The sequence below is a fragment of the Halolamina rubra genome (assembly GCF_000739555.1).
GTDB classification, from domain to species: Archaea; Halobacteriota; Halobacteria; order Halobacteriales; family Haloferacaceae; genus Halolamina; species Halolamina rubra.
The window spans coordinates 57,484-83,117 of the sequence record NZ_BBJN01000021.1 but is presented as its reverse complement, the minus strand read 5'-3'; the positions used below and the strand labels follow the sequence as shown (position 1 = coordinate 83,117).

The window sequence follows — 25,634 nt, the reverse complement described above, 5'->3', positions numbered from 1 at the left end:
TGAGTGGCCCTCCGCGACGGCGACCGCCTACTCGTCGGCGTCCCGCGGCGCCACCAGCGGGCCGTCGTCGCGGGCGGCCATGCTGAGCACCGCGTCGCCCTCGTACGCCGCCAGCCCCTCCTTCCGCCCGATCACGTAGCCGTCGTGCTCGCTCTCGACGGTGTCCAGCTGTTCGCCCGTCGAACTCACCACGTCGGCGACGACCTCGCCCTCCTCGACGGCGTCGCCGGCTTCGACCCGGTGGCGGACGAGCCCCGCAGTGTCGGTTCGCGGCCCGCGGAACCGCCGGACGGGGAACTCGACCGGTGCGTCGAAGCTACCAGGTTCGGCGACCGCGTCGGGCCAGTCCTCGAGCATCCCCAGCTCGTCCATCACGCCGTACGCCGCGGCGACGCCGGCCGCCCGGGTCGACTCGGTGACGACGCTGTGGCCGCCGAGCTCGGTCGTGAACGCCGGGATCCCCGCGGCGTTGCAGACCGCGCCCGCGGTCGATCGCTGGAGCGACTGCTCGACGTACTCCTCGGCGGGGTACTCCGTCAGCAGCGGGAGCCCGGTCGCCTCCACCAGCGCTTCCAGTTCGTCTGCGAGTGCCTCGGCCTCCGCCTCGGTCCGGCGCTCGCCGTAGAGCACGCGGTCCCGGATCACGAACGGGAACGAGTTCACGCCCGCGGTGTGGTTGTCGATCAGCGCGTCCGCGGAGTCGACGATCGCCTCGTACAGCCGCTCGTCGATGCGCTCCTGGACCTCGGCGGGCCGGGACGACTCGCTCTCGGGGTCGGGGAACTTCCGGTTGGGGTCGTCGTCGCCGTAGTAGGAGCGCCGGGCGTTCCGGCGCAGGCCCGCTGGGTTGACGACCGGGACGGCGACGACGGCGCCGGCGATGCGCTCGGGCAGATCCTCGCGCATCGCGTCCTGCGTCACCGCGACGCCGGTCGCCTCGTCGCCGTGGACGCCGCCGGTGATCCACAGCGTCGGGCCGTCTTCCTCACCGTTGGCGACGATCACCGGGAGCTTCTCCGGGGTGCCCGTCGGGAGGTCGGTGAGTTCGAGGTGGCCGCGTGCCAGTTCGCCGGGTGCCGCGCTCGCGGTGCCGATGTCCATGCCCGAGGCTGTGTCGGGGCGGGGGAAGAAGCTACGGCCCGGGCGGTGGTTGCCGGGAGTCGGCGTCAGAAGAGATCGAGAACGAACTCCACCACGTTGAGAACGCCGTGGGACAGGCGTTCCGAGCGGCTGCGCTCGTCATCGCTGTCGGGGTCCGCGTCGTCGTCGGTCATCGTTCCAGCACGTTCGAGAGTGTCGGCAAAAAGGCTCCGCCTACACCAGCACGCGCTCGAGCGACACCACCTCGCCCGACTCGGCGTCGAGGTCGCCGACGAGTTTCCCGAGACAGACCGCGCTCCCGTCGGGCGTGTAGCAGGCGAGCAGGTCGTCGTCGCCCGGGTCGAGCGCGGCGGCCGCGTCGTCGTAGTCGACGACGCCCGGCGCGTAGACGGGCGCCCCCTCCGCGACCTCCCGGGCGGCGCTGGGCGCGATCGTGATCGCGGGCAGGTGCGCCATCGCGCGCTCGGCGGGCGAGACCACCTCGCGGAGGAACGCCTCGTGTTCGTCCTCGTCGGCTCCCCGTGCCGACGAGCCGTCGTCCTCGCGCGCCCACGCGAGGCCGTCGGCGAGGTCCTGCAGCGTCCGGAGGTCGGTGTCGTCGAACGGGTCGGTCGCGACGCGCCGGAGCGCGCCCATGTGTCCGCCGGTGCCGAGCGCCAGCCCGAGGTCGTGACAGAGCTTCCGGACGTACGTGCCGCTCTCACAGCGGATCCGCAGGAGCGCCTGGCGATCCTGTAGCTCCAGCAGGTCGAGCTCGTAGATCTCCCGGGAGCGCAGACGCCGGGCGACCGCGCTCTTCCGGGGCGGCTTCTGGTAGATCTCGGTCTCGAACTCGGCGATCGTCGATTCGGCGTCCGTCGGCGCCAGCCCGTGGAGTTCGAGCACGGCGACGTACTCCTTACTGCCTTCGAGGAAGACGGGGGCGAGCCGGGTGGCGTCGCCGAGCATCGTCGGCAGACAGCCCGTCACTTTCGGGTCGAGCGTGCCCGCGTGGGCGGCGCGGTCGACGCCCGCGAGGTCCCGGACCCACGCCGCCACCTGGTGGGCCGAGGGGCCGGCGGGCTTGTCGAGGTTGACGACGCCGAAACTGAGGAGCTCCTCGACGGCGCGCTCGCCCGGCGGGTCGCGGAGCGGGTCGGTCACGGTCAGAACTCGTAGCGGACGCCCTCGACGGGGTACTTCCCTTCGTCCAGTTCGGGGTCGTAGCGCTCGACGGCGGCGGTGAGCATCTCCGGCACGACTTCCTCGCCCCAGCGGGCGGTGTTGATCGCGGCGTCGTAGATGCTCAGGTCGGTGATGTCGACGTCGTACAGCTCCGCGTAGCGCTTGGCCTCGCTCCCCTCGCGGCGCTCGGTGACCGCGCGGGCCTCCGCGACGGTCTTCTCCTCGCGGGCGGCGATGCGCTCGGCGCGCACGTCGAGCGGGGCGTCGAGCCAGAACCGCAGATCGGCGTGCTCGGCCGCGAGCCAGCCCGCGAGCCGGGACTCGAGCAGCACGTCGTCACGGCTGGCGGCGATGGTGCGGAGGCGCCGGTCGAGGTCCTTGTCGATCTGTTCCTCCTCCTCGGCGAGCTCGTTGAACTCGACGGGGGTGTAGCCGCGCTCGTCGGCGAGCTGGCGGAAGATGTCGCCGCCGGAGATGTGTTCGAGGTCGAAACGCTCCGCGAGCAGTTCGGCGTTCGTGCTCTTCCCGCTGCCCGGCGGGCCGGAGACGGTGAGTAACATAGCGACTCTCGCGGGCAGAGCGGCAAAGTCGTTGCCGTTCGCGGTCGTCGCCGTGGGAGACCGTGACGCTCGCCCGCCAGCGCTTTGCCCCGCCGCGCCGGACCACCGCCCATGGAGGTCCCCGACTCCGTCTCGACCGCCCTCGCCGACCGCGACCTCGCCGGGGCGACCTGTCTCGAAGCCGGCGCCGGCGTCGGCAACGCCACCGCGGGCCTGCTCGACGCGGGCGCCGAACAGGTGTACGCCGTCACCGACCGCGCCGACCACGCCGCGGGCGTCCGCGAGCGCTTCCCGGACGACGACCGCGTCGAACTGCTCGAGGCCGACCTCCGGGCGCTCCCGCTCCCGGAAGACGCCGTCGACGCGATCACCGCCCACGCGCTGTTCAACGTGCTCCCGAACGACGCCGCGGCGCCGATCGCCGCCGAACTCACCCGCGTCGCCGCGCCGGGCGCGACGCTGGTCGTCGACGACTACGAGCCGATGCCGCCCGACTCGCCCGTGCGGCAGCTGTTCGGCGTCGAGAACGCCGCCGCCGAGCTGGCGGGGGCGCGACCGGCGCTGACGTTCTACCCTGCCGACGGGCTGCGGCGCCTGTTCGGCGGCCACGGCTGGGAACACGATCGGACCCGGACGATCCTGGAGCCGGTGCCGTGGACGGAGAGCCACCTCACGGCCCACACCGCTGAAGTCCGCGGGCACGCGAAGTCGCTGCCCGACGCGCTCGGCCAGCAGCTGATCACCGAGGCCGAACGGCTGGCGAAATCGACCGGGAGCAGCGACGAGGGGCGGATGTACAGCGTCGCGATGGCGCTGGGGGAGTGAGTTCGGCGGGTCGATCGACGGCGCTGGTCGCTGGCCGTGATTCGTGGTTACCGACCGCGGCGTGGCTCCTTGCGCAGGGCCCGACGGCCCGCGCTGGTCGCTGACCGTGATTCGTGGGTACCGACCGCGGCGTGGCTCCGTGCGCGGGCCCGACGGCCCGCGCCGGTCGCGCGCCGCGGTCCGGGGTTACCCCCCTTTTTCACCACGGGACCGCTACCCCCTGCTAATGAGCACCGACCGGAAGCAGTCCGGCTTCAAGCAACGAACCCGGGTCGACGACGCGCTCGCGGCGCTGCGGGACGCCGTCGACCCCCACGGCCGCGTCGAGCACCTGCCGCTGGCGGAGGCGGACGGCCGCACGCTGGCGACGACGCTCGAGGCGCCCGCGAACGTGCCGTCGGCGCCGGAGGCGGCGATGGACGGCTTCGCGGTCCGGGCCGGCGACACGTTCGGCGCCTCGGACCGCTCGCCGGAGGTCCTCCGCGCCGTCGACGACGAACCGACCGCGGGCTCCGTCGGCCCGAACCAGGCGCTCCGGGTCCACACCGGGAGCGCGCTGCCCGACGGCGCCGACGCCGTGGTGAAGATCGAGCAGGCCGAACCGATCGCCGACGATGTCGAGGTGTTCGACGCCGTCGCGGAGGGCGAGAACGTCGCCCCCGCCGGCGAGGACGTGACCGAGGGCCAGCATCTGTACGACCCCGGCGCCGTCCTGCGACCCTCCGATCTCGGCCTGCTGAAGTCCGTCGGCTTCACCGAGGTTCCGGTGTTCGAGAAGCCCGACGTGACCGTGATCCCGACCGGCGACGAGCTGGTGCAGGCGAACCCCGGCCCCGGCGAGACGATCGAGACCAACGGCCTCACCGTCGCACGGTTCGTCGAGCGCTGGGGCGGCGAGCCGACCGAGCTCGACGTGGTGCCCGACGACGAGGACGCGCTGGAGGAAGCGATCCGCTCGGGGCTCGACGGCGACCTCGTCGTCACCTCCGGCGGCTCGTCGGTTGGTCAGCGCGACCTGCTGCCCGAGGTGCTGGAGGAGCTCGGCGAGATCGTCGTCCACGGCGTCGCGCTCAAACCGGGCCACCCGTTCGGCTTCGCCGTCTGTGAGGGGACGCCCGTGCTGATGCTGCCGGGCTACCCCGTCGCGACGATCGTCAACGCCGTGCAGTTCCTCCGCCCGGCGGTGAAGCGCGCGATGGACGCGCCGCTGCCACCCCACCCGACCACTGAGGCCGTCCTGGAGCGGAAGATCGCCAGCGAGCCCGGCGTCCGGACGTTCGCCCGCGTGACGCTCGAGGAGCGCGAGGACGACCCCCTCCCCGCGGCGGTTCCGACCCGGGTGTCGGGCTCGGGCGTGCTGTCGAGCGTCGCGCTCGCGGACGGCTGGGTCGTCGTCCCGGAGGCCGCCGAGGGGATCGACGCGGGCGAGACCGTCGCGGTCCAGAACTGGGAGGCCCGCCAATGAGCGACCGCAAGGAGTTCCGCGACCTCACCGAGCCGGCGAAAGCGCACGAGGCGATCGCGTCGCTGGACCTCGAGCCCGAGCCGGAGACCGTCCCCCTGGAGGACGCCCGCGGGCGGATCCTCGCCGAGCGCGTCGACGCCGACCTCGACGTGCCCGGCTTCGACCGGGCGTCGATGGACGGCTACGCGGTCCGGGCGGGCGACACGTTCGGCGCCGACGAGGCCGACCCCGCGACGCTCGAGCTCGTGGGGGCGGTCCACGCCGGCAGCGAGCCCGACGTGGCCGTCGGCGACGGCGAGTGCGCCGAGATCTCGACGGGCGCGGTGATGCCCGACGGCGCCGACGCGGTGGTGATGGTCGAGAAAACCGACGAGGCCGCAGACGGGCGCGACGCGATCGAGATCCGCACCTCGGTCGCGCCCGGCGACCACGTGATGCCCGCCGGCGCCGACATCGCCGCCGGCCAGCGCGCGCTGGGGCCCGGCACCGAGCTCACGCCCCGCGAGATCGGCCTGCTCTCGGCGCTCGGGGCGGGCGAGGTCGAGGTGCGCGGGAAGCCGACGGTCGGGATCGTCTCGACCGGCGACGAGCTGGTCCGGCCCGGCGAGGAGCTGAACAGCGACGCCGGCCAGATCTACGACGTGAACAGCTACACCATCGCCGCCGGCGTCGAGGAGGCCGGCGGGGAGGCCGAACTCTACCCCCACGCCGGCGACGACATGGCGGCGATGGAGGAGGCGCTGACGACCGCCGCCGCGGAGTGCGACCTGGTGCTCTCCTCGGGCTCCACGTCGGCGTCGGCCGTCGACGTGGTGTACCAGGTGATCGAGGACCGCGGCGAACTCCTGCTCCACGGCGTCTCCGTCAAGCCGGGGAAGCCGATGCTCGTCGGGCGACTGGAGGACAGCGCCTACGTCGGCCTGCCGGGCTACCCCGTCTCCGCGCTCACGATCTTCCGGACGTTCGTCGCGCCGGCGATCCGGCGAGCGGCGGGCGTGCCCGAGCCACGGACCGCGACCGTCGAGGGGACGCTCGCGGCCGAGGAGCGCTACAGCGAGGGGCGTACCCGGCTGATGCCGGTCGGGCTCGTCGAGAACGAGGCGGGCGAGACGCTCGTCTACCCCGTCGACAAGGGGTCGGGCGCGACCACCAGCCTCGTCGAGGCCGACGGCGTCGTCGAGGTCGACGCCGACACGGAGTACCTCGCCGAGGGCGAGCAGGTGCGGGTGACGCTGTTCTCGCCGAACGTCCGGACGCCAGCGCTGCTCGCGTTCGGCGAGGACGACCCCGCGTTCTCCCGGCTGCTGGACGGGCTCGGCTCGAGCCGGTTCCTCCCCGTCGGCTCTCGGGAGGGGCTGCGGCGCCTGCGCGACGGGCTGCCCGACGCCGCCGTCGTCGCCGGCCCCGTCCGCCGCGAGGTGGAGGCGGTCGAACTCGGCGCCTGGGAGCGCGAGTGGGGGCTGATCGTCCCCGCGGACAACCCCGACGGCGTCGACGGGTTCGGGACGCTGGTCGACGGCGACCTGCGCTTCGTCAACCTCGACACGGCGACCGGGCTCAGGGCCAGCGCCGACGCCGAACTCGAACGGCTGGCCGCCGCGCGCGACGCCGACGCCGCCGACCTGCAGGCCGCGATCGACGGCTACGAGTTCACGCTCAAGGCTCACGAGAGCCCCGCGCGGCGCGTGCTCGCCGGGAAAGCTGACGCGGGCCTCGGGCTGCGCGCGACCGCCGAGAAGCTGGGGCTCGGCTTCGTCCCCGTCGACACGCAGACCGTCCGCGTCCGGGCCAACCCCGCACGCGTCGAGAAGCCGGGCGTCGAGGAGCTGAAGGCCGCGCTCGCGGGCATCGACGAGCTGCTGGCCGAGCTGCCGGGGTTCAGCGCCGCGGAGTGATGGCCGGGCGACGGATCCTCGCGCTCGGCGACTCCTACACGATCGGCACCGGGGTCGATCCCGGCGAGCGCTGGGTGTCGAAGCTCACAGCACGGCTGCGCGAGGCGGACGAGTCGGTCGCCGACCCGGTCGTGATCGCCGAGAACGGCTGGACGACCGACGACCTGGACGCGGCGATCAGCGATCGAGGACCGGACGGTCCGTTCGACCTCGTGACGCTGCTGATCGGCGCGAACAACTGCTTCCAGGGCGAGCCGCCGGCGACGTTCGCGCCGAAGTTCCGGGCGCTGCTCGACCGCGCGCTCGGCTTCGCCGCGGATCCCGACTCCGTGGTCGTGCTCACGGTGCCGGACTACACGCTCACGCCTGTCGGACGGGAGAACGACCCCGCCGAGCACGCCGAGCGACTGGAACGGTACAACGAGATCGTCCGAGCGGAAGCGAAAGCGCGGGGGACGCGGCTCGTCGACGTGGTACCGCCGTCGAGGGAGGTGGTCGATCGCCCGGAACTGATCGCCGGCGACGACCTCCACCCCGCGCCGGCCCAGCACGACCTGTTTCTGGAGCGGATCGGTCCGGTCGCCCGCGAGGCGATCGGGGATTAGTTCGGGAGAACGCGGTCGTCGAGCTCGGTGAACCGCTCGACGCGGTGGTCCGCGAGCACGCACTGGCCGCGGCGCTCCGGGCCGTGGCGCTCGACGTGGACCGCGTCGAGGCCGGCGTTCCACGCCGCACCCACGTCGCTGGAGCCGTCGCCGGCGAGCACGCCGTCGCCGCCGTCGTCGACGCCGAGTCGGTCCATCGTGTGGCGAACCGGCTCGGGGTCGGGCTTCCAGCCCAGGTCGTCCGAGCAGGTGACGAACGCGTCGAAGCGCGAGCGCAGGTCGAGGTGGTCGACGACGTGGTTCGCGAGGAACGGCGCGCAGTGGGTGACGACGCCGACGGGGCGGCCCGCGCGGTCGAGTTCGTCGAGCAGCGCGGCGGCGTCGTCGTGGACGAACGTCGCCTCGGCGCGGGTTTCTGGGTCCTCGGCCTCGTGGAGGGCGGGCCAGAACGTCCCCGGGTCCAGCCCCATCGCCTGCAGCTTCTCGCTGCGCGGGCCGCCGAGGCCGTGCCAGAGCGTCTCGACCTCCTCGCGGGTGAACTCCCGACCCAGCCGGTCGCCGACCGCCTCGAACACCTCGTGGCGGTAGCGGGGCTCCACGTCGACGACCGTGCCGTCGAGGTCGAGGAGCCAGAAGTCGTACATGGGGACGGAGCTAGCGGGTACGGGGGTAAGTGCTTTTCTCACGCGGGTTACACCGCCCCGGTCGCCACCACGTGCACCGACGAGCCGAGGTACTGGTGGACCACCTCGTCGACGCTCTCGGCGTTGAACCGCGAGAGGTCGCGCTCGATCTCGGCCCGCAGCGCGTCGAGGTACTCGTCGTCGGCCCGGAGCTCCGAGAACGACAGCGACACCACCTCGACGCCGAGCCAGTCGCTCGCGGCGTCGCGCAGCGGTGCCTCGTCGCCGATCTCGCCGTGCCAGAGCCGGTCGCGGAAGAACAGCCAGTCGATCCGCTCCGGGCCGGGTTCGACGCCCGGCGCGGGCGCGAACAGCCGCAGCGTCGTCTCGAACCGGTTCGGGTCGAGCGCGGCGCCGTCGGTCGGCACGCGGAACGCCGCCCTGAACGTGTAGGCGGCCTTCATCGACGACCACGCGGGTGGGGAGCCATCAGTACTCGCCGTCGGTGTAGTCCGCCAGCCGGAGATCCTTCGCGGTGACGCCGCCGACCTCGTGGGTGGTGAAGCGCACCTCCACTTCGTCGAAGCGCAGCGTGATCTCGGGATGGTGGAACTCCTCGTCGGCGAGGTCGGCCACGTCGTTCACGAACCGGACGGCGCTGCCGTAGTTGTCGAACTCGTACGTCCGGATGATCTCGTCGCCGTCGTACTCCCAGTCGTCGGGGAGTTTGCGCTCGATCTCGTCGTCGTCCAGTGGCTCGGCCATACTCGATACTCGCGCGGAAGGGAGGAAAAGGTTCGCCCGGCGACTACTCGCCGGCGGGCTCCTCGGCGGCGTCGGGCGCACCCTCGGCGTCGACGACGTCGGTCGTGGGGTCGAACAGCTCCATCGCGGTTTGGATCGTGTTCCAGTCGTCCTCGCCGGCGGCCTCGCGCAGGCTCTTCGTCGGCGGCGCGAGCAGCTGGGAGACCAGCGAGTCCGCCAGCGCCTCGACGGTCTCGCGCTGCTCCTCGGTCAGCTCGCCCTGGGCCTCGAGCTTGGTGAGCGCGCGGTCGAGCTCGCGGGCCTTCATCCGCTCGGCGCCCTCGTACATCCCGCGGATCGCCTCGTCGGCCCGGGCGCGCTTGAGCGAGGAGAGCAGGCGGTCGTGCTCGTCGTCGATCATCGCCTCGACCCGTCGGGCGGCCGTCCGGCGCTGTTCGTGGGCGCGCTCGGTGACGCGCTCCAGGTCGTCGATGTCGTGGACGACGACGCCGTCGAGCGCGTCGGCCGCGGGGTCGATGTCCCGCGGCCGGGCGATGTCGACACAGACCGCGTCGGCGCCGTCGAGGTCGTCGGCGTCGAGCACCGCGTCGTCGGCGCCGGTCGCGGCGACGACGACGCTCGCCTCCTTCGCGGCGGCGGGGGCGTCGTGGAGGCCGACCGCCTCCGCGTCGACGCCCACGTCCTGGGCGACGTGCTCGGCGTTCGTGACGGTGCGGTTGGCGACGACGAGGCGGTCGACGCCCGCGCCGTCGAACGCGCGGGCCGCGAGCGTCCCCATCTCGCCGGCGCCCAGCACCAGCGCTGTCGCGTCGTCGAGGTCGGCCTCGCGGGCGGCGAGCTCGACCGCGGCCGAGCCCATGGAGACCGTGCCCTCGTTGATCGCCGTCTCGGTGCGGGCGCGCTCGCCGACGTGGACCGCCTTCAGCAGCGCCTCCTCGAGCACGGGGCCGAGCGTGCCGTCCTCGCGGGCGCGCTCCATCGCCGCCTTCACCTGCCCGATTATCTGGTCCTCGCCGAGCACCAGCGACTCCAGCCCGCTCGCGACCCGCATCAGGTGCCGGATCGAGCCCTCGTGGTCGAACTGCGTCACCGCGCCCTCGCGGACCTCGGGGGCGAAGTCGGCCAGCGCCTCGCGGCCGTCGGCGCCGTCGTCGGTGACGACGTACGCCTCCGCGCGGTTACACGTCGCGAGCACGACGCTCTCGTCGACGCCCGACCGGGCAGCGAGTCGCTGGGCGGCCGCGCTGGGGTCCTCGGGCGCGGCCGACTCCACCTCCTCGACGGTCGCGAGCGAGTGGGAGACGCTCACGCCAGTGATCACTCCGGTCACGGCTTTCTCGACGGGATTAACCCCGGTGCGGGGTAAAAGGTTCCGGATACGGCGTGGGGGTGAGCCGAACAGGTTCGGCTCAGGGGACGGTGGTGACCTGCGCGACGTGATCGAGCGCCCCGAGCTCGTCGGCGAGCGCCGACTGGTCGACGCCGGCCTCGTAGTAGAACACCAGGTCGAACGTCCCCTCCCGGAGGAGCTGCTGACACTCCCAGACGAACTCGTCGGCGGCGACGGTCTTCCCCTGGAACTGGTTGGAGGCGTACTCCTCGCTGTCGTTGCCGGCGTAGATGTAGCTCTCGCCCTTCCCGGCGTAGTCGGCGATCACGTCGTTGATCGCCACGGTGAGCTCGTGCATCTCCAGGTCCTCCTCGCCCGCGAGGTCGGTGTGGACGATGCTGCCTTCCAGTTCGATCTCCCCGGGTTCGAGCAGGCGCGTGGCCCGCCTGTAGAGTTCGTCGTCGACGGCGTCGGCCATGCGAGCACTGGGAGCGGCGAGGGTTTACCGGTGGCGGTTCGTCGCCCGCTTTCGACGAGCGTACCAGGCCGTCGACCACGCGAAAGGGCTATCCGGCCGCCGCGGGAACTGTGGGTGATGCGACTCCGGTACGTGATCCCGGCGCTCCTGCTGATCCCGCTGTCGGACGCGCTGCTGCTCGTCGTCGTCGCCGACTACCTCGGCTGGCAGGCGACGGTGCTGCTGGTGGTGCTGACCGGCCTGGTCGGGATGCTGCTGGTCCGCGCCGAGGGACGCCACACGCTGGCCCGGATCCAGGAGAAAGCCGCCCGCGGGGAGGCGCCGACGGACGAACTGCTCGACGGCGCGCTGTTGATCGCCGCGGGGGCGTTCCTGCTCACCCCCGGCGTGGTGACCGACGCGCTGGGGTTCCTGCTCACGATCCCGCCGACGCGCTACCCGATCCGGCTGCTGCTGAAGCGGTTCGTCGTCGTCCCCAAGCTCGACGAGCGCACCGACGGGTTCGTCACCGGCGGCGTCTGGACGAGCGGGTTCCCGAACGACGGCGACGACGGCGCCAGCCCGTTCCAGGGCGACGGCCCCTTCGGCGGCGGCGACGCCGGCCCGTTCGACGGCGCGACGAACGACCCGTCCGGCGGCGCCGACGACGGCGAGGACGTGTACGACGTGGGCGCCGACGAGTACCGGACGAAAGACGACGACGAGTGAGGCCAGAACCGGCCGCGGGCGTCGCGGTCGGCGAAGAGAAAGCCTTAACAGATGCGCCGGCCAACGACGTAATGCGCTCACCTGGGCCAATAGCTCAGTTAGGTTGAGCGCTCGGCTGATAACCGGGAGGTCCGCGGTTCAAATCCGCGTTGGCCCATCCACTTTCGGGCTGACTCCCCAGCCACCTAACCTGCCGCCACAACACTTCCGAGAGGCTTCTCCGGCCAGTTCGGTACGAAAGCGACCCGACGGTCGCCGCCACGACCGCGCGCCCCAGAGAGCGCCAGCTCGACCGTGAGCCCGCCGATCGCGGGGTCGGAACACCGACCGCTCGGGGACAACACCTATGCAGGCTCGTACACATATTTACACAGTTCCACATGGTTGGTGAGCCCAAACCACACGTGCTCGTCGCTGGCCCCCTGCCGTCGACGTTCCCCGCGACAGCGACGTTCCGCGAGCGCCTGCGTGAGGCCGGTCTCGCGGAGAGCCACGCCGACTCGGTCACAGGTGCGGGCGAACGACTACCGGACGGCACTGTCGACGTGCTCGTCGTCGCCGGCGACGCCGACGGCGCGGCGGCGCTGGTCGACCGGGCGAACGACCACGACGTGCGCTGCTGTGTCCTGGACGACGCGTCGCTACCGGGGGCGGACACCGCCGTCGACCCCGCGGGGCCGAACCCCGTGGCGACGCTCGTCGGCGTCGTCCACGAACTGGCCGAGCCCCCCGCCCAGGCGGACGCAATCGGCGAGTCTGTCGGCCCGGCGGCGGTGCGGGAGACCGAGGGGACCCCGCCGTCGACGGCGCGCGTGCTCAACGAGGCGCCGGTCGGGATCACCGTCGCCGACGTGACCCACCCGGACCAGCCGCTCGTGTACGTCAACGACAAGTTCGTCGAGCAGACCGGCTACGACCGCGAGATCGCGATCGGTCGGAACTGCCGGTTCATGCAGGGGCCGGCGACCGAGGACGAGCCCGTCAGGCGGATGCGCGAGGCGATCGACGCCGGCGAATCGGTTCGCGTCGAGCTCCGGAACTACGACCGGAGCGGCGAGATGTTCTGGCAGGCGGTGTCGCTGGCGCCGATCCGCGACGAGAGCGGGCGCGTGACCCACTACGCGGGGTTCCAGAACGACATCACCCAGCGCAAGCGCGCCGAACTCGCCGCCGAGCGCCACCGTGCGGCGCTGGCCGAGGAGCGCGAGACGCTCCGGACGCTGCTGGACCGCCTCGACGGGCTGGTCGAACAGGTGACGGGAGCGGTCGTCGAGGCCCAGAGCCGGCCGGCGCTCGGCGAGGCGGTCTGTTCGCGGCTCGGAACCACCTACGCGGCCGCGTGGCTGGCGACGTACGACCCGGCGACCGAGCGGATCGAGCCCGAGTGGACCGCCGTCTCGACGCTCGAGACCGACCCCGCGGCGAGCCTCGGCTCGGTCCCGGTGAGCGACCCGCGGTCGCCCGTCTCCACCGACGGCGGGACGGCGCTGGACGGCGTCGACGGGGCGGGCCGCCCCGAGCCGGCGCTGCTCTCGCGGGCGGTCGAGGACCGGACGGTGGCGGTCGCCGAGGACGCCGGGTTCCGCACCGACGTGGGCGACGTGGCGGCGGTCCCCGTCACCTACCGGGGGACGCTGTTCGGCCTGTTCTGTGTGTACACCGACGCCGACACCTCGCTGGGGCGGGAGGAGCGGGCGGTGCTGGCGGCGATCGGCCGGACGATCGGCGTCGGGCTGAACGCCATCGACAGCCAGAGCTCGCTCACCACCGACAGCGGGTTCGAGGTCGAGTTCACCGTCGACGGGTCGGCGCTCCCCCTCGCGCGGCTGGCCGAGCGGGCCGACTGCTCGCTCCGGCAGGCGGGGGTCGTGCCCGGCGACGACGGCCGGACGGTGCTCTGTACGGCCGCCGACGCGACGGCCGCGGCGCTGCGGGACGCCGCCGACGCCGTCCCGGGCGTCCGCTCGTGGACGTGTATCACCGACCGGGCGGAGAACCCCCTGTTCGCGTTCGCGCTGCGGGACCTGCCGCTGCTCGACGCCGTCGAGACCCACGGGCTCCGGCTCGCTGACCTCCAGGTCGACGGCGGGGGCGTCACCGTCGTCGCCCGCGGGGAGCAGGAGGCCACGGCCCGCTCGCTCGTCGACGCGGTCGAGACGGAGTACGGCCGCGTCGACGTGCGGGGGTTCCGGGAGCGGCCCGCCCGGGAGACGACGCTGACGGAGTTCGTCGTCGACGTCGAGGAGCGGCTCACCGACCGCCAGCACCGGGCGCTCGCGACCGCGATCGCCGCGGGCTACTTCGAGTGGCCCCGCGAGACCGACGGCGACGAGCTCGCGGAGAGCTTCGGGGTGGCCCGCTCGACGTTCCACCAGCATCTGCGGGCCGCCCTCCGGAAGCTGCTGACGGCGTTCGACGAGGCGGTCGCGCGGTGACCCTAACTGGTTGTGTATGACGTTTACTGCCACTGACGTGCGATAACCGAGTTGCATCATGCCAAACCCAGGTTCGGAGTCGATATGGCTGTGGCTCGGGACGATCGGAATGTTCGTCGGGATGCTGTACTTCATCGCCCGCGGCTGGGGCGAGACCGACGAGCGCAGACAGGAGTTCTACATCGTGACGATATTCATCACGGCGATCGCGTTCGTGAACTATCTCGCGATGGCGCTGGGGTTCGGCTTGACCACAGTGACCATCGCGGGCGAGGAGCTGCCCATCTACTGGGCGCGGTACACGGACTGGTTCTTCACCACGCCGCTGCTGCTACTCGACCTCGGCCTGCTCGCCGGGGCGACGCGGAACGAGCTGTCCAGCCTCGTCGGCCTGGACATGCTGATGATCGCGACCGGCGCCGTCGCGACGCTGTCGGCCGGCGCTGGCGCGCTGAGCGTCGGCGCCCGCCGGCTCGTCTGGTGGGGCGTGAGCACGGGGTTCCTGCTCGTGCTGCTGTACATGCTGTACGGCACGCTCGACGACCGCGTCGACGAGCTCGGCGGCGACGTGCGCTCGACGTTCGAGACGCTCCGGACGCTCATCGTCGTCGTCTGGCTGGTGTACCCGGTCTGGTGGCTCGTGGGCACCGAGGGGCTCGGCGTCGTCGGCATCAACGTCGAGACGGCGGGGTTCATGGTGCTCGACCTGACCGCGAAGGTCGGGTTCGGCTACATCCTGCTCTCCAGCCGGAAGGCGCTCGACGCCGTGAGCTCGAGCGGCGCTGCGGGCGCCGAGCCGGCCGACTGAGCTCGACGCCCCGCGACGCACGCGGTCGCATCGTGCGGGCGGCCGGCTGACGGCCGCCCCGAACCGTCGAGACTCCCCAGCCAATGACCGGCCTCACCTACCCCCAGTTCCACGCGGCGTTCGTGCTCCCGGCAGTGCTCACGCTGCTCGCGGCGACGACGGTGTCGCGGCGACACGCCCCCGAGCGGACCGTCTGGGTCCGGGGCGCCAACCGGAGCTACTGGCTCGACGTGACGCTGCTGGTGGCGCTGGCGATGCTGTACACGACGCCGTGGGACAACTTCCTGATCGCGCGGGGGGTCTGGGGGTACGGGCCCGGCCGGATCCTCGCCCGGATCGGATACGCGCCGGTGTCGGAGTACGCGTTCTTCGGCGCCCAGACGGTGCTGACCGCGCTGTGGCTCTCCCACCTCCGGGCGGATCCGGCCGACGAGCGGCGCCGGAGCCGGCGGCGCCGAACCCGCGAGCGACTCCTCGGGGTCGGCCTCGCCGGCGCGGTCGGCGTGCTCGGCGTCTGGTTCCTCCAGAGCGACCCGACGTTCTACCTCGGTGCCATCCTCGCGTGGGCGGCGCCGGTGCTGGCGCTGCAGTGGGCCGTCGGCGCGCCCGCGCTGCTCGAGCGCCGGCGGACCGTGCTGCTGGGCGTCGCCGTCCCCACGCTGTACCTCTCGGTCGTCGACCGGATCGCGATCGGGCAGGGGGTCTGGGAGCTCTCGGCGACGTACACGACCGGGGTGACGATCGCCGGGCTGCCGGTCGAGGAGGCGCTGTTCTTCCTCGTGACGAACGTGTTCGTCGTGCAGGGGCTGGTGCTCGCTCGCTGGGTCCGGGACCGATGGCTGTGAGCGACCCCACCGCGCCCGGCGACGCCCGGCCGCGGCTCGTGCGGGCGCTGCTCGGCCGGCCGGTCCGGCTGCTGTTCGCCGCCCTGATCGTCGTCGCCGCGCTCGGCGGCGCGGCCGGGCTCTCGCTGCCGACGTGGGGCCGGTATCTCCCGCTGGGGCTGAGCGTCGTCCTGTTCGGCCTCCCCCACGGCGCCGTCGACCACCTCGTCCCGTCACGCCTCGGCGCCGACGGCCCGCTGCCCGTCGAGCGAACGCGGACCGGCGCGGCCGTCGTCGGCGCGATCTACCTCGTGCTCGGCGGGGGGTACGCGCTCGGCTGGCTGGCGGCGCCGCGGCTCGCCGCCCTCGGGTTCATCGCGCTGACGTGGTTCCACTGGGGGCAGGGCGACGTGTGGGTGCTCCGGCGGCTGCTCGCCGCCGACCACCTCCGCTCCCGGGCGGTCCGCTGGGGGACGCTGCTCGTCAGAGGCGGCCTGCCGATGCTGGTGCCGCTGCTCGCCTTCCCCGAGCGCTACCGCGCGGTGCTGTCGGCGTGGGTCGCGCTGTTCGGGGTGGAGCTCGCCCTCCCGTGGCTGTTCGCGCCCGAGACGCGGGCCGCCCTGGGCGCCGGGTTCGCCCTCCTCAGCCTCGGCACGCTCGCCGCGGGGCGGCTCGTCGCCGGCGACGACGGCCGCCGGCGCTGGCGGGTCGACGCCGCCGAGGTCGCCCTCCTCTGGGCGTACTTCGCGGTCGTCCCGCCGCTGGTGGCGGTCGGGCTGTACTTCACCTGCTGGCACGCGCTCCGACACATCGCGCGACTGCTGCTGCTTTCCCCCGGCCGGGCGGCGTCGGGGACGCTCACTGCGCTGGCGGTGTGGCTCTGGGGGGCGGGGCGGCGGTTCGCCCGCGAGGCCGCGCCGCTGACGGCGCTCTCGCTCGTGCTGCTCGTCGGCTTCGGCACCGTCGTGCCGGCGACGGTGCGGACGGTGCCGGAGTACGCGGCGCTGTACCTGGTGTTCGTCGCGGTGGTGACGCTCCCCCACGTCGTCGTCGTGACGCTGATGGACCACGCGGAAGGGGTGTGGAGCGACGGGGGCAGCGGCGCCGATATCGTGCGGTGAGATCGCTCGCCGGCGCGCCGACGTGGCCGGTCCGCCCACCTCGCGCCTACTCGACCCGAACCGTCCGGTCCTCGCGCACCGGGGCCAGCGGCAGTTCGGGGAACGTGACCTCGACGACGAACCGCAGCTCGTCGGCGTCGGCGCCGAAGACGGGCGCCGGGACGGTCTCCCCGTCGCCGAGGTACGTCGCCGTCTCGGTCATCTCCGTCCCGTTGACGGTCACGCGGATCCCCGCGCGGGCGCCGCCGCCAGCGTTGCGCACGGTGAGCTCGCACATCTCGTTCTCACCGGTTTGGATCGACTCCGGGAACTCGCCCCAGTCGACCGAGAGCCGGGGGAGGTCGCCCGCGGCGTCGACGACGCGCTCGGCGACGCTGTCGGAGAGTCCCGCGTTCGCGAGCGCGTCGGCGCCGGCGTCGACCAGCTCGGCGGGGGCGGAGAACCCCGCGCCGGCCAGCGACTCCGCGCGGCCCGCGCCGACGCCGTCGACGGCGGTGAGCCCAACCGCGTCGCGGGGGACGCCGTGTTCGACCCGTGCCTCCATCCGGCGGACGAGGTTGGCGGCCCGCGGGCCGGCGAAGGCGGCGGCGAACTCCCGGAGCGCGGCGATCAGCCGGAGCGCGTTCTGCCGGATGATCCACGCGTCCGAGCGGAGTTCGCTCGGCGTGCGCCCGTCGGTCGCGGCGTGGAGGATCGCGAGCACCTTCCGGTTCCCGTTCTCGAGCTCGGTGTCGACGCCCGCGCCGTCGAGCGCGCGGTCGATCGCCTCGGTCTCGGACTGGCGCGCGGAGACGGAGTCGAACTCGCCGGCGGCGGCGACGGCCTCGAGCACGTCGTCGCCGGTCAGCTGGTCGCGCTCGCAGAGCTCGCGGAAGCGCTCGGCGGTGTCGAGCGGAGGTAGTAGTTCGAGGCGAGCCGGCCCAGGGTGGTGGCTTCGACCCCGAGGTCGTCGTCGGTCTCGACGAACCCCGAGTCGACGAGGCTCTCGACGGTCCCGCGCACGCGCTCGCGGAGGTTCTCGAACTCGTACGCGTCGGGTTTCGACTGGGCGCGCACGTAGTAGAACGTCGTCTCGACCCAGTCCATCACGTCGTCGAGCCCCCGGATCGTCCCCATCGCCACCTCGGCGTTGAGGTGGGTCTCGATGTCGCCGGCGAGGGTGGACTCGATCTCCTTCCCCTCGCGCAGCAGGCCACGGTACTTGTCGGCCTCGTCGGCGTCGCAGACCACCCAGCCGTAGCCCACGTCGTCGTACCCCGGCCGGCCCGCGCGGCCGAGCATCTGGAGCACGTCCAGCGGCGAGATGTCGACCTCGCCCTCCAGCGGGTCGTGGTACTTCGTGTCGCGGATCACCACACAGCGGGCGGGGAGGTTCACCCCCCACGCGAGCGTCGAGGTCGAGAAGAGGAGCTGGATCTTCCCCTCCTTGAACCACTGCTCGACGAGGTCCTTGTCGTTGCGCGAGAGCCCGGCGTGGTGGAAGGCGACGCCGTCGACGACGGCGTGGCGCAGCTTCTCGTTCTCGAGCTCCTTGGCGGCGGTGTGGAAGTCGTACTCGCCGCGGGAGCCCATCTCGATCTCCCACTCGGTCGTCTCGTCGCGGGCCTTCTCGGCGGCGCGGACGGTGTCCTGCCGCGAGGAGACGAACACGAGCGACTGGCCCTCCTCGCGGATATGCGGCTTCGCGAGGTCGAGCGCGCGGTAGAGCCGGCGGTACTTGTCCGCGAAGGAGTTCTCGCCGTGGCTGTACGTCTTCACGCCGGTCTCGAGGTCGACCGGACGGTACTCGTCGCCGAAGGCGAACGTGCTCTCCGGCGGCGCGTCGAGCCACTCCGCCACGTCCTCGACGTTGGGCATCGTCGCCGAGAGCGCGACGATCCGGGGGTCACAGAGCCGGCGGAGCCGCGACACCGTCACCTCGAGCACCGAGCCGCGCTTCTCGGAGTCGAGCAGGTGGACCTCGTCGATCACACAGCAGTCCACGTCGGTGATGAAGCCGTAGCGCGCCGACTCGTGTTTGCGGGTGGCGGAGTCGGTCTTCTCCGGCGTCATCACGAGGATGTCCGCGCGCTCGGCGCGGCGCGGGTCGAGGTCGCGCTCGCCGGTGACGACGTAGACGGAGTAGCCGAGCTCCTCGAAGCGGTCCCACTCGGCCTCCTTCTCGTTGGTCAGCGCCCGCATCGGCGCGATAAAGAGGGCGGTGCCGCCCTCCCGGAGCGTCTTGCAGATCGCCAGCTCCGCGAGCGCGGTCTTGCCGGAGGCGGTCGGCGCGCTGGCGACGACGTTCTCGTCGCTCTCCAGGAGGGCGGGCAGCGCCTCCCGCTGCATCGCGTTGAACTCCTCGAACGCGAACGCCGCGGCGAACTCGGGGACGGCGTCGGCGACGCGGGCCGTGGCGTCGGAGCGCTGAGACACTACCCGGAGTCGGGACGGCCACGGAGAAAGAGGTTTCCTTCGCTCGCGTGGGCGCGCCCGTCGCCGGGGCGCCGGCGAAACGACCACGCCGCGACGCCCCGCCGCCGGCCTAATCGGCGGCCGCCACGTCCGCCGCCTGGCGCATCATCCCCTCGCTCGTCGCGTAGTAGAAGTAGATCGCCAGCCCGAGCGCGGCGGCGACGTTCGACCCCGTCACCGCCCAGAAGATGGCGTCCATCCCCCAGCCGAGGCCGGGGGCGATCGAGAGCCCGAGCGCGCCGACGCCGAGCCCGACCGGCAGCGCGAGCACCGCGATCGGGAGCCGGATCCCCCAGTACTTCACGAGGTCGACGATCAGGCTGGTCTTCGTACGCCGGGCGCCGTTGAGCCCCGCGAGCAGCATGTACGTCGCGCCGATCGCCCAGTAGCCGTAGGCGAGGATCTCGAGGTAGCGGATCGAGAGCGCCCGACCCCGTTCCGAGAGGTCGGGGACGAACGCCCCAGTGAGCAGCTCCGGGATCAGGAGCTGGATCGCGCCGATCACCGCCAGCGCGCCGGCGGCGATGCCGACGCCGAGCCACGTCGCCCGCCGGGCGCGGTCGGGGCGGTCGGCGCCGAGGTTCTGCCCGACGACGCTCTGGCCCGCCTGCTGGAGCCCCTGCGCGGGGACGAACGCGATGGTCGCGATGCGGGCGCCGACGGTGTAGGCGGCGAGCCCCGCGGCGCCGCCGACGACCGTGACGATCGCGACGACGACCAGCCGGACCGACTGGGAGGCGAGCCGCTGGCCGCCCGCCGGGAGCCCGATGTCGACCATCTCGCGGAGCTCGTCGAGGTCGAGGCCGGCGTCGGCGAGCGACAGCGAGATCGAGCCGTGGTCGCCGGCCAGCCAGTAGAGGCCGAGCAGCATCGACATCGTGTAGCCGAGCACGGTCGCCAGCGCGGCGCCGGCGACGCCGTACTCCGGGAAGATCCAGACGCCGAAGATCAGCAGCGGGTCCAGCACGAGGTTGCCGCCGATCGCGAGGAAGTTGAGGTACATCGCCGTCTTCGAGTCGCCCGCCCCGACGAACCCCATCTCGACGGTGTCGCTGACGGAGGTGAGCGGGAACAGCAGCATGTACGTCGAGAGGTACGCCGCGGCCTGGGGCGCCACGTCCGGCCCCGCGCCGAGCAGGCGGACGATCGGGCCGGCGGTGGGCGCGACCAGCAGCGCGAGGATCAGCCCCGCGACGAACGCGAGCGCGATCCCGTGGAACACCGCCTTCCGCGCGCCGGACTGGTTCTCGCCGCCGATCCGCTGGGAGACGAGCACCTGGGTCCCGACCATCGCCGCCGTCAGCGGGACGAACAACAGCGCCATGATCGGCTGGTTCAGCCCCACGGCGCCGACGGCGCCGTCGCCCAACCGCCCCAGCCAGAACACGTCGGCCGCGGAGTTGGCCACCTGCACGAGGTTCTGGGCCACCAGCGGCGCCGCCAGCACGAGCAGCGCCCGCGAGAGCCGTCCCTCGGTGATCTCGCCCGAGTCGAGGTCGAACATCCGGTATCGTACGCTCATTACGCACCGGGAACAAATACCTATTGGTCGGGAAACAAATGTCCGGCACCGTCGAACGAACCGCACGCTTTTCACGAGCGCCGCCCCACTGACGGCTATGAGCAGCCGCAGGCGGAAGCCCGACTGGCTGAAGAGCCAGCCGCCGACGGGACAACGGTTCACCGACATCAAGCAGAGCCTGCGGGACCGCGATCTCCACACCGTCTGCGAGGAGGCCAACTGCCCGAACATGGGCGAGTGCTGGAGCGGCCGCGACGGGCCGGGCACGGGCCCCGGCACGGCGACGTTCATGCTGATGGGCGAGCGCTGTTCCCGGGGCTGTAACTTCTGTGACGTAGCGACCGGCGGGATGGAGCCGCTGGACCCCGACGAGCCCGAAAACGTCGCCGAGGCCGTCGGCGAGATCGGGCTGGACTACGTCGTGCTCACCTCCGTCGACCGTGACGACTTAGACGACGGCGGCGCCGCCCACTTCGCCGAGACGATCCGGGCGTGCAAGCAGCGCAACCCCGGCACGCTCGTCGAGGTGCTCATCCCGGACTTCGGCGGCGACGAGGAAGACGTTCGAAAGATCATCGACGCCGATCCCGACGTGATCGCCCACAACGTCGAGACCGTCGAGCGCCTCCAGTGGCCCGTGCGGGACCGCCGCGCGAACTACGAGCAGACGCTGGACGTGCTCGAACAGGTCGACCGCGAGTCCGACATCTACACGAAGACGAGCCTGATGCTCGGGCTGGGCGAGTACGACCACGAGATCTACCGGACGCTCTCGGACCTGCGGAACGTCGGCGTCGACGTGGTGACGTTCGGCCAGTACCTCCAGCCCTCGCGCTCCCACCTCGACGTGTTCGAGTACGTCCACCCCGACGCGTTCGAGACGTGGCGCCGCGTCGCCGAGGAGGAGCTGGGGTTCCTCTACTGCGCCTCGGGCCCGATGGTCCGCTCCTCCTACAAGGCCGGCGAGCTGTTCGTCGACGCGCTCGTCCGGGACGGGAAACGGCCCGAACAGGCCCGCGAGGAGGCGCGAGCGGCCGCGGAGAGCTGAGTTTTTCGTCTCACTGGCGACGCCGCCCCCGCCGTTACTGGTTGGGTCCGCGACATGAATCCTTCCCGAACGTTCGTCCAGTTTCGGCACCGTTGGCGGCGGTGTCAGCACGAAAACATGGGAAAACCGGGCGTAAATTCGAAGTTCTGAACTTCTCACCGTCCTTCTCGAACGAACACAACCGGACAGGGAAGATTTCTGCCCATAATAAACCTTTTACGAAACCACTATAACCGAAGCCGCGGAAATTTTCCGTCATGGAGAGGAGGGTGAAGCCGTGAGTACGATACAGCGCGACCCCGAGGATCGGGTACAGGTGCTCGACGAGGACGGCAACCTCGTCGGCGAGCCGCCGGATCTGGACGAGGAAACGCTGACAGAGATCTACCGGGACATGAAGCTCGCCCGGCACTTCGACGAACGGGCGGTCAGCCTCCAGCGCCAGGGGCGGATGGGGACGTACCCGCCGCTCTCCGGGCAGGAGGGCGCCCAGATCGGCTCGGCCCACGCGCTGGCCGACGACGACTGGATGGTGCCGTCCTACCGCGAACACGGCGCCGCCGTCGTGCGGGGCCTACCGCTGAAGCAGACGCTGCTGTACTGGATGGGGTACGAGGCGGGCAACGAGGTGCCGGAGGACTCGAACATCCTCCCCGTCGCGGTGCCCATCGCGAGCCAGATCCCCCACGCCGCGGGGCTGGCGTGGTCCTGGAACCTGCAGGGGCACGACGACACCGCGGGTATCTGCTACTTCGGCGACGGCGCCACCAGCGAGGGTGACTTCCACGAGGGGATGAACTTCGCGGGCGTGTACGACGTGCCGATGGTGTTCTTCTGCAACAACAACCAGTGGGCGATCTCGGTGCCCCGGGAGCGACAGACCGCGTCCGAGACGCTGGCCCAGAAGGCCGACGCCTACGGGTTCGAGGGCGTGCAGGTCGACGGGATGGACCCCCTGGCGGTGTACAAAGTCACCCAGGACGCCCTGGAGAAGGCCCGGAACCCCGACGAGGACCAGCTCCGGCCGACGATGATCGAGGCGGTGCAGTACCGCTTCGGCGCGCACACGACCGCCGACGACCCCACCGTCTACCGCGACGAGGAGGAGGTCGAGCGCTGGAAGGCCAAGGACCCGATCCCGCGGCTGGAGAGCTACCTCCGCTCGGAGGGGATCCTCGACGACGACGCCGTCGCCGAGATCGAGGCGACGGTCGAGGAGCAGGTCTCCGAGGCGATCGACGCCGCCGAGTCCGAGCCCCGCCCCGAGCCGGAGGAGATGTTCGAACACGTGTACGCCGACCTCCCGCCGGAGCTGCGGGAGCAGCGCGACGAGTTCGTCGCGACCGTCGACCGACACGGGAAGGACGCGTTCCTGGAGGAAGAATGAGCGAGACACAGAACCTCACGCTGGTGCAGGCGGTACGGGACGGTCTCGCGACCGAGATGGAGCTCGACGACGACGTCGTCGCGCTGGGGCAGGACATCGGCGCCAACGGCGGCGTGTTCCGCGCCACGCAGGGGCTGCAGGACGAGTTCGGCGAGGAGCGCGTGATCGACACGCCGCTGGCGGAGTCGGGGATCATCGGCAGCGCCGTCGGCCTCGGGGTCGGCGGGATGAAGCCGGTGCCGGAGATCCAGTTCTCCGGGTTCATGTACCCCGGGTTCGACCAGATCGTCTCCCACATGGCCCGGTACCGAACCCGGAGCCGCGGGCGGTTCTCGCTGCCGATGGTGCTGCGGGCGCCGTACGGCGGCGGCATCCGCGCGCCCGAGCACCACTCCGAGTCGAAGGAGGCGTTCTACGCCCACGAGGCGGGCCTGAAGGTGGTCGTGCCGTCGACGCCGCACGACACGAAGGGGCTGCTGATCTCCGCGATCCGCGACCCCGACCCCGTCGTGTTCCTCGAACCCAAACTCATCTACCGCGCGTTCCGCGAGGAGGTGCCCGAGGAGGCGTACGAGGTGCCGATCGGCGAGGCCGCCGTCCGGCGCGAGGGCGCGGACGTGTCGGTGTTTACCTACGGCGCGATGACCCGGCCGACGCTCGAGGCCGCGGAGAACCTCGCCGAGGAGGGCGTCGACGCCGAGGTCGTCGACCTCCGGACGGTGTCGCCGCTGGACCGCGAGGCGATCGTCGAGTCGTTCAAGAAGACCGGTCGCGCGGTCGTCGTCCACGAGGCGCCCAAGTCGGGCGGTCTCGCCGGCGAGATCACCGCGCTCCTGCAGGAGGAGGCGCTGGTGTACCAGGAGGCACCCGTCAAGCGCGTCACGGGCTTCGACGTGCCCGTGCCGCTGTACGCGATGGAGGACTACTACCTGCCCAACGCTTCCAGAGTGGAAGACGGTATCCGTGAGGCGGTGGAGTTCTGAGCCATGACGGTCAAAGAGTTCAAGCTACCCGACGTCGGCGAGGGCGTCGCCGAGGGCGAGTTGGTCTCCTGGCAGGTGTCGCCCGGCGACGCCGTCAGCGAGGGCGACATCGTCGCCGAGGTGGAGACGGACAAGGCGCTGGTCGAGGTGCCCTCCCGCTACGACGGCACCGTGCAGGAGCTGTTCGCCGAACCGGGCGACATCGTCCCCGTCGGCGACGTGATCATCTCGTTCAACGTCGACGAGGGGGCCGAGTCCGGCGACGCCGAGGCCGAAGCGCCCGACACTGAAGGTGAGCCCGGCGACAGCGTCGACGACGCGAAGACGGACACGGAGGAGGCCGCCGCAGCCGAGGCCGCCGACACCCCAGAGGGCCGCGTGTTCGCGCCGCCGGCGGCCCGGAAGCTGGCCCGCGAGCTCGGCGTCGACATCGCCGAGGTCGAGGGGAGCGGCCCCGGCGGCCGTATCAGCGAGTCCGACGTGCGTGCCCACCACGAGTCCGCCGAGGCACACGACGACACCGCCGACGAGACGGCCGTCACGCCCGGCGAGGGCGGCGCGCCCGAGGCGCCGACGGGCGCCGGCGCGAGCGAGACCGTCAGCGCGGACGCCGGCCCCCGGGCCGAGCGCGAGACGACGCTCGCAGTCCCGGCGACCCGGGCGCTCGCCGAGGAGCTCGGCGTCGACATCCACGCGGTGCCGACCGAGAAGACCCGCGACGGCGAGGCGTTCGTCGAGGCGGAGGACGTCCGCGCGTTCGCGGAGCGCGAGGAGGAGCCGGCGGCGGAAGCCGGCGCTGAGGCCGAGGCGGGGGCCGAGTCCGCCACGGCCGAGCCGGCCCGCGAGGAGACGGTCCCCTACCGCGGCGTTCGCCGGACCATCGGCGAGCAGATGGCGACCTCGAAGTACACCGCCCCGCACGTCACCCACCACGACACCGCGGAGATCGACACGCTGGTCGAGACCCGCGAGGAGCTGAAGGCGACCGCCGAGGAGAAGGGGATCCGCCTGACGTACATGGCGTTCGTCCTGAAGGCGGTCGTTGCGGGGCTGAAGGAGTACCCCATCCTCAACTCCGAACTGGACGAGGAGGAGGGGGTCATCCGGCTGAAGAACTACTACAACATCGGGATCGCCGTCGCGACCGACGCGGGGCTGATGGTGCCGGTCGTGAAGAACGTCGACGAGAAGGGGCTGCTCGAACTCGCCGACGAGGTGCAGGAGCTGGCGACGAAGGCCCGCGAGCGCTCGATCTCCCCCCAGGAGATGCAGGGCGGGACGTTCACCATCACGAACTTCGGCGCGTTCGGCGGCGAGTACGCGACGCCGATCATCAACTACCCCGAGACCGCGATCATGGGGCTCGGCGCCATCGAACAGCGCCCGGTCGTCGACGACGGCGAGGTCGTCGCAGCCCACACGCTGCCGCTCTCGCTGGCGATCGACCACCGGGTCATCGACGGCGCCGAGGCCGCGAAGTTCACGAACACCGTGAAGGAATATCTGGCCGAGCCGACGAAACTACTGCTCTAA

The 25,634-nt window shown here is 72.0% G+C and carries 22 protein-coding genes, 1 tRNA gene and 1 pseudogene; 14 read left to right on the top strand and 10 right to left on the bottom strand.

Annotation, left to right across the window (positions count from 1 at the left end; translation table 11 throughout):
- Positions 1–27 precede the first annotated feature (27 nt).
- From ACP95_RS06235 to cmk, 3 genes are all read right to left on the bottom strand, one after another.
- Complete coding sequence (locus ACP95_RS06235; protein ID WP_049980381.1) at positions 28–1,101, bottom strand: succinylglutamate desuccinylase/aspartoacylase family protein; 1,074 nt, start codon at positions 1,099–1,101, stop codon at positions 28–30.
- A gap of 213 nt (positions 1,102–1,314) precedes the next feature.
- Positions 1,315–2,244 carry an RNA-guided pseudouridylation complex pseudouridine synthase subunit Cbf5 gene (locus ACP95_RS06230; RefSeq protein WP_049980380.1) on the bottom strand — a complete coding sequence of 310 codons (930 nt, stop codon included), beginning with the start codon at positions 2,242–2,244 and terminating at the stop codon, positions 1,315–1,317.
- A 2-nt stretch (positions 2,245–2,246) separates the two neighbouring features.
- Positions 2,247–2,825, bottom strand: a complete 579-nt coding sequence (gene cmk, locus ACP95_RS06225) for a (d)CMP kinase (RefSeq protein WP_049980379.1) — start codon at positions 2,823–2,825, stop codon at positions 2,247–2,249.
- A 111-nt stretch (positions 2,826–2,936) separates the two neighbouring features.
- On the opposite strand from cmk, the gene ACP95_RS06220 reads away from it, so the two are divergent.
- From ACP95_RS06220 to ACP95_RS06205, 4 genes are all read left to right on the top strand, one after another.
- On the top strand, positions 2,937–3,650 hold the full coding sequence (locus ACP95_RS06220; protein ID WP_049980378.1) for a class I SAM-dependent methyltransferase: 714 nt from the start codon (positions 2,937–2,939) through the stop codon (positions 3,648–3,650).
- 226 nt (positions 3,651–3,876) lie between these two features.
- Positions 3,877–5,115: a molybdopterin molybdotransferase MoeA gene (locus ACP95_RS06215; protein WP_049980377.1), complete on the top strand. Its 1,239-nt coding sequence runs from the start codon at positions 3,877–3,879 to the stop codon at positions 5,113–5,115.
- The gene (locus tag ACP95_RS06210; protein WP_049980376.1) at positions 5,112–7,010 is read left to right on the top strand and encodes a molybdopterin biosynthesis protein; all 1,899 of its coding nucleotides are present in this window, start codon (positions 5,112–5,114) and stop codon (positions 7,008–7,010) included. The genes ACP95_RS06215 and ACP95_RS06210 overlap by 4 nt, the downstream gene beginning before the upstream one ends.
- The gene (locus ACP95_RS06205) at positions 7,010–7,615 is read left to right on the top strand and encodes an SGNH/GDSL hydrolase family protein (protein ID WP_049980375.1); all 606 of its coding nucleotides are present in this window, start codon (positions 7,010–7,012) and stop codon (positions 7,613–7,615) included. The genes ACP95_RS06210 and ACP95_RS06205 overlap by 1 nt, the downstream gene beginning before the upstream one ends.
- On the opposite strand, the gene ACP95_RS06200 is transcribed toward ACP95_RS06205, so the two are convergent.
- From ACP95_RS06200 to ACP95_RS06180, 5 genes are all read right to left on the bottom strand, one after another.
- On the bottom strand, positions 7,612–8,259 hold the full coding sequence (locus tag ACP95_RS06200) for an HAD family hydrolase (protein WP_049980374.1): 648 nt from the start codon (positions 8,257–8,259) through the stop codon (positions 7,612–7,614). The genes ACP95_RS06205 and ACP95_RS06200 overlap by 4 nt on opposite strands.
- Positions 8,260–8,306: 47 nt before the next feature.
- The gene (gene lwrS, locus ACP95_RS06195; protein WP_049980373.1) at positions 8,307–8,702 is read right to left on the bottom strand and encodes an LWR-salt protein; all 396 of its coding nucleotides are present in this window, start codon (positions 8,700–8,702) and stop codon (positions 8,307–8,309) included.
- 25 nt (positions 8,703–8,727) lie between these two features.
- Positions 8,728–9,003: a 4a-hydroxytetrahydrobiopterin dehydratase gene (locus ACP95_RS06190; RefSeq protein ID WP_049980372.1), complete on the bottom strand. Its 276-nt coding sequence runs from the start codon at positions 9,001–9,003 to the stop codon at positions 8,728–8,730.
- A gap of 43 nt (positions 9,004–9,046) precedes the next feature.
- Positions 9,047–10,333 carry a glutamyl-tRNA reductase gene (hemA, locus tag ACP95_RS06185; protein ID WP_049980371.1) on the bottom strand — a complete coding sequence of 429 codons (1,287 nt, stop codon included), beginning with the start codon at positions 10,331–10,333 and terminating at the stop codon, positions 9,047–9,049.
- A 79-nt stretch (positions 10,334–10,412) separates the two neighbouring features.
- Entirely contained in the window at positions 10,413–10,811 is a 399-nt protein-coding gene (locus tag ACP95_RS06180; protein WP_049980370.1) for a DUF5778 family protein, read from the bottom strand.
- 117 nt (positions 10,812–10,928) lie between these two features.
- On the opposite strand from ACP95_RS06180, the gene ACP95_RS06175 reads away from it, so the two are divergent.
- The 6 genes from ACP95_RS06175 to ACP95_RS06150 all read left to right on the top strand — a co-directional run bounded on the left by ACP95_RS06175 (position 10,929) and on the right by ACP95_RS06150 (position 16,707).
- Positions 10,929–11,519 (top strand): FxsA family protein, encoded by a 591-nt coding sequence (locus ACP95_RS06175; protein WP_049980369.1) that lies wholly within the window; start codon positions 10,929–10,931, stop codon positions 11,517–11,519.
- An 83-nt stretch (positions 11,520–11,602) separates the two neighbouring features.
- Positions 11,603–11,676 (top strand) — tRNA-Ile (locus tag ACP95_RS06170).
- A gap of 223 nt (positions 11,677–11,899) precedes the next feature.
- Complete coding sequence (locus ACP95_RS06165; protein ID WP_082224604.1) at positions 11,900–13,954, top strand: bacterio-opsin activator domain-containing protein; 2,055 nt, start codon at positions 11,900–11,902, stop codon at positions 13,952–13,954.
- 58 nt (positions 13,955–14,012) lie between these two features.
- Positions 14,013–14,762 (top strand): bacteriorhodopsin, encoded by a 750-nt coding sequence (locus ACP95_RS06160; RefSeq protein WP_082224603.1) that lies wholly within the window; start codon positions 14,013–14,015, stop codon positions 14,760–14,762.
- Positions 14,763–14,845: 83 nt separating this feature from the next.
- Positions 14,846–15,607, top strand: a complete 762-nt coding sequence (locus tag ACP95_RS06155; RefSeq protein WP_049980366.1) for a lycopene cyclase domain-containing protein — start codon at positions 14,846–14,848, stop codon at positions 15,605–15,607.
- Entirely contained in the window at positions 15,604–16,707 is a 1,104-nt protein-coding gene (locus ACP95_RS06150; RefSeq protein ID WP_161782059.1) for a Brp/Blh family beta-carotene 15,15'-dioxygenase, read from the top strand. The genes ACP95_RS06155 and ACP95_RS06150 overlap by 4 nt, the downstream gene beginning before the upstream one ends.
- A 46-nt stretch (positions 16,708–16,753) precedes the next feature.
- On the opposite strand, the pseudogene ACP95_RS06145 reads toward ACP95_RS06150, so the two are convergent.
- Together ACP95_RS06145 and ACP95_RS06140 are read right to left on the bottom strand one after the other, a co-directional pair.
- A pseudogene (locus tag ACP95_RS06145) lies at positions 16,754–19,122 on the bottom strand (DEAD/DEAH box helicase).
- Between the two features lie 109 nt (positions 19,123–19,231).
- Positions 19,232–20,665, bottom strand: coding sequence for an MATE family efflux transporter (locus tag ACP95_RS06140; RefSeq protein ID WP_049980365.1), 1,434 nt, complete (start codon positions 20,663–20,665; stop codon positions 19,232–19,234).
- A 115-nt stretch (positions 20,666–20,780) separates the two neighbouring features.
- On the opposite strand from ACP95_RS06140, the gene lipA reads away from it, so the two are divergent.
- The 4 genes from lipA to ACP95_RS06120 all read left to right on the top strand — a co-directional run bounded on the left by lipA (position 20,781) and on the right by ACP95_RS06120 (position 25,634).
- Positions 20,781–21,731 (top strand): lipoyl synthase, encoded by a 951-nt coding sequence (lipA, locus tag ACP95_RS06135; RefSeq protein ID WP_049980364.1) that lies wholly within the window; start codon positions 20,781–20,783, stop codon positions 21,729–21,731.
- A 277-nt stretch (positions 21,732–22,008) separates the two neighbouring features.
- Positions 22,009–23,118 (top strand): pyruvate dehydrogenase (acetyl-transferring) E1 component subunit alpha, encoded by a 1,110-nt coding sequence (gene pdhA, locus ACP95_RS06130; RefSeq protein WP_049980363.1) that lies wholly within the window; start codon positions 22,009–22,011, stop codon positions 23,116–23,118.
- Positions 23,115–24,101 (top strand): alpha-ketoacid dehydrogenase subunit beta, encoded by a 987-nt coding sequence (locus tag ACP95_RS06125; RefSeq protein ID WP_049980362.1) that lies wholly within the window; start codon positions 23,115–23,117, stop codon positions 24,099–24,101. Before pdhA ends, ACP95_RS06125 begins: the two co-directional genes overlap by 4 nt.
- A 3-nt stretch (positions 24,102–24,104) precedes the next feature.
- Entirely contained in the window at positions 24,105–25,634 is a 1,530-nt protein-coding gene (locus tag ACP95_RS06120) for a dihydrolipoamide acetyltransferase family protein (protein ID WP_049980361.1), read from the top strand.